Source organism: Actinosynnema sp. NPDC059797, assembly GCF_042732085.1.
In the GTDB taxonomy this organism is placed as follows: Bacteria; Actinomycetota; Actinomycetes; order Mycobacteriales; family Pseudonocardiaceae; genus Actinosynnema.
Window position 1 is genome coordinate 1 of record NZ_JBHWIE010000661.1, and the last position, 2,153, is coordinate 2,153.

Consider the following 2,153-nt stretch of genomic DNA (forward strand, 5'->3'; position numbering starts at 1 on the left):
GTTCGGCACCGGGCCCCTCGTGACGTGGAGGTGCAGTGCCCCCTGAAAGAGACGAGCCGCGCGCCGCGGCTGACAAGTTCGACGACGACCACTACCCCGCCTACACGATGGGCAGGGCCGCGGAGATGCTCGGCACCACGCCGGGGTTCCTGCGCAGCCTGGACGAGGCGAAGCTGATCGAGCCCCAGCGCTCGCGGGGCGGGCACCGCCGCTACTCCCGCCACCAGCTGCGCATCGCCGCCCGCGTCCGGGAACTCGTCGACCAGGGCACCGGGCTGGACGCCGCGTGCCGCATCGTCACCCTGGAGGACCAGCTCCGGGAAGCACGTGACCTGAACAAGAAGCTCTCGCCACCGCCCGAGCAGGAGTACCCACCGCTGCGGGGCGTGTGACCCGACCGGGCACGTCGGCCCGCCGTGGCACCAACCGGCCAACCCCGGTGAACCGGCGCGGCCGGCTGCCATCGTCGTGGCGTGGACAGGACGAACGCACCGGGGTCGAACGGATCGCGCCCGCCGGGCACCGTGCGCGTCGCGGGTGGGCTGTGGGTGGCGCACGGCGTGACGCTGGTCGTGCTGGGCAGCGCTCTGCTGCTGCAGATGCTGGCGTACGGCAGCCTCGTGCAGATCGCGATCTCCGCGCTGCTGCCCCTGGCCGGCGTCTACACGTGGCGGCGCGGCCGGTGGCTGCGCGCGGGCGTGGACGTGCGGGCCGAGCTGCTGCGGGTCGGGGTCGCCACCTGCCTCTTCCTGTGGCCCGCGCTGCTGGTCGTGCCCGCCGCCGTGCTCCAGAGCCGCCCGGACGGCAACGAGTGGTTCCGCGGTCGGATCGGGTGACCGGCACCCGCGGTCATCCGGCACCCGCGGTCACCCCGTGCCGCGCAGCAGCCAGCCCCGGTCGGCGGCCTTGGCGCCCGCCTGGAACCTGCTGCGCGCGCCGAGCCGGTTCATGAGGTCGGCGACCAGCCGCCGCACCGTGCGCACCGACACGCCCAGCCGGGCCGCCGCCGCCTCGTCCGTGCTGCCCTCGAACAGCAGCGTCAGCAGCTCCCGCTCGCGCGGCGACAACCCGCACGGCGACCCGGCCGCCGCGAACAGCGGCACCGCCTCCGGCCACACCCGCTCGAACAGCTCGACCGCGGCCCGCACCACGCCGGGCAGCCGGAACACCGCCGCGCCGCGCCCGTCGGGCAGCACGGCCGCCACCCCGTCGACCACCACGGCGTCCATCGGCACCTGGGCCACCGTGCGCACGTCGGCGCGCGCCGACGCCAACGCCGAGGACCGCCGCGCGTCGGGCAGCAGCACCCGGTAGCGCACGCCGCGCCGCAGGTTCTCCTGGTCGACCCGGCGCAGCCGCAGGCCGCCGGTGGACATCACCACCACCTCGGACCGCGCCCGCGCCAGCAGCGCGTCCACCCCCGTCGGCAGCACGAGCGCCCCGCTCGCCGCGGGCGCACCCCCGCTCGCGCCGCGCCCCCGCCGGTGGGCCGCACCGACGACCACCCCGGTCCCGCTCATCCCGCCACCCCCGTCCAGCTCCACGACCACGTCCACTCCTCCCCCACCCCTGGCGCGCGGCGCACCGGCGCGATCAGGAAACCCTGACCATCACCGTCGTGCCGTTGTTGCGGAGGATGTCCACCGTGGTCCCGCCGGCGGTGCTGATCGTGCCGGTGCCGCCCACCGTGGCCGTCATGCCGGACGGCAGCACGAACGTCGCGCCCCCGGGGCCGACGCTCACCACCGTGATCTGCTCACCCCTGACGGAGAGCAGGTCGCCGGACTTGACCTCGACCTCGCACGCGCCGTCCTCGCACGCCTGGAGGTTCGTCCCGTCGGCGGCCACCTCCGGCACCGGGACGGTCGTGGTGGTCGTGGTGGTGGTGGTGGTCGTGGTCGTCGTCGTGGTGGTCGGGGCCGTGGTCGTCGTCGTGGCCGCGGACGGGTCGTCCGAGCCGCACCCGGTCAGCGCGAGCACGAACAGGGACGCCGCGGCGAACATCGTTGAGCGCATGGCGGCACTGTGGCAGCCACCCCTCGGGACCGGTCCCGAGCGCAGGCGGGACCCCCGCCGGGAAAGGCCGGGGTCCGCCCGCGTCACGACTCGGGCACGGTCACCTCGAAGCGGAGCCGCTCGGGCGTGGCCTCGAA

The 2,153-nt window shown here is 75.6% G+C and carries 4 protein-coding genes; 2 read left to right on the forward strand and 2 right to left on the reverse strand.

Features of this window, described 5'->3' with window-relative positions:
- Positions 1-35 precede the first annotated feature (35 nt).
- Positions 36-392: a MerR family transcriptional regulator gene (locus tag ACFV4N_RS43050; protein WP_499678470.1), complete on the forward strand. Its 357-nt coding sequence runs from the start codon at positions 36-38 to the stop codon at positions 390-392.
- A gap of 81 nt (positions 393-473) precedes the next feature.
- Positions 474-836: a hypothetical protein gene (locus ACFV4N_RS43055; RefSeq protein WP_499678471.1), complete on the forward strand. Its 363-nt coding sequence runs from the start codon at positions 474-476 to the stop codon at positions 834-836.
- Positions 837-866: 30 nt separating this feature from the next.
- On the opposite strand, the gene ACFV4N_RS43060 is transcribed toward ACFV4N_RS43055, so the two are convergent.
- Positions 867-1,550 carry a helix-turn-helix transcriptional regulator gene (locus ACFV4N_RS43060; RefSeq protein WP_499678472.1) on the reverse strand — a complete coding sequence of 228 codons (684 nt, stop codon included), beginning with the start codon at positions 1,548-1,550 and terminating at the stop codon, positions 867-869.
- Between the two features lie 43 nt (positions 1,551-1,593).
- Positions 1,594-2,016 (reverse strand): hypothetical protein, encoded by a 423-nt coding sequence (locus ACFV4N_RS43065; protein WP_499678473.1) that lies wholly within the window; start codon positions 2,014-2,016, stop codon positions 1,594-1,596.
- Positions 2,017-2,153 lie beyond the last annotated feature (137 nt).